Source organism: Streptomyces sp. NPDC057939, assembly GCF_042887545.1.
Taxonomy (GTDB): domain Bacteria; phylum Actinomycetota; class Actinomycetes; order Streptomycetales; family Streptomycetaceae; genus Streptomyces.
The window spans coordinates 1-1,043 of the sequence record NZ_JBHVPG010000132.1 but is presented as its reverse complement, the minus strand read 5'-3'; the positions used below and the strand labels follow the sequence as shown (position 1 = coordinate 1,043).

General features: G+C 70.7%; 2 protein-coding genes. Both read left to right on the top strand.

What is annotated here, in order from left to right:
• On the top strand, positions 1-507 hold a 507-nt coding region (locus tag ACFVS6_RS42975; RefSeq protein ID WP_389711977.1), incomplete at its 5' end, for a DNA glycosylase AlkZ-like family protein.
• 63 nt (positions 508-570) lie between these two features.
• Positions 571-1,043 (top strand): GNAT family N-acetyltransferase (locus ACFVS6_RS42970; protein ID WP_389711976.1); only part of this gene is annotated, 473 nt, incomplete at its 3' end.

Below are 1,043 nucleotides of genomic sequence, written 5' to 3'. Positions count from 1 at the left end.
CACTACCTGCGGGCGTTCGGCCCGGCGACCACCGACGACGTCAAGTGGTGGACCGGCTGGACCCTCACCGACACCCGCAAGGCCCTCGCCCGCGCCGGCGCCACCGGCATCGACCTGTCCCACGGCCCCGGCCACGCCCTGCCCGACCAACTGGAACCGCCCACCCGGACCGCCCCCGCGGCCGCCCTGCTCCCCGCGCTCGACCCCACCCCCATGGGATGGCGCCACCGCGACTGGTACCTCGACCCCCTCCTCGTTCCCGAACTCTTCGACGCCTACGGCAACATCGGCCCCACCGTGTGGTGGGACGGCCGCATCATCGGTGGCTGGGCCCAACGCCCCGACGGGCACATCGCGACCCACCTCCTCACGCCCGACGGACGGACCGGTGAGGCGCGGGCCGCCGTCACCACCGAGGCCGCCCGCATGGAGGCCTTCCTGGGAGACGTCCGAATGCGTCCCAGCATGCGAACCCCCCTCGAACGCCGTCTCGCCGCCGAGTCCTGAGGTCCGCCGAAGAACCGCTGATCCGGCCGTGGTTGGAGATGATCCGTAGGGCAAACTGGAGCCATGACCACGTACGGGACGATGTCGTTCCAGCTGGAGACCGAGCGTCTGATACTCAGGCCGTGGGTCGAGTCGGACGCCGCCGATTTCTGTGCGCTCCTCTCCGAGCGCGGCAAGGGCACCCCCGAGGTCGAGCGCATCCGGACGTCCATCGCGGAACTGCTCACCGCGACGGTGACCACGGGGATCGCGCTCCTTCCCGTCCAGCGCCGCGAGGAAGGCGACTTCATCGGCTACTGCGGGCTGATCATCGGCCGCACCACCCTGGAAGAGCCCGAAATCGCGTACGAACTGTTCCAGCACGCGCACGGGCGCGGTTACGCCACCGAGGCGGCCGCCGCGGTGCTGGATGCCGCCATCGCGACCGGGCGGAAGCGGCTCTGGTCGACCGTCGGCACGTGGAACGCGCCGTCGCTCCGTGTCCTGGAGAAACTCGGGTTCGAACGGGATCGCGTATCCACCGAGGAGAACGGCGA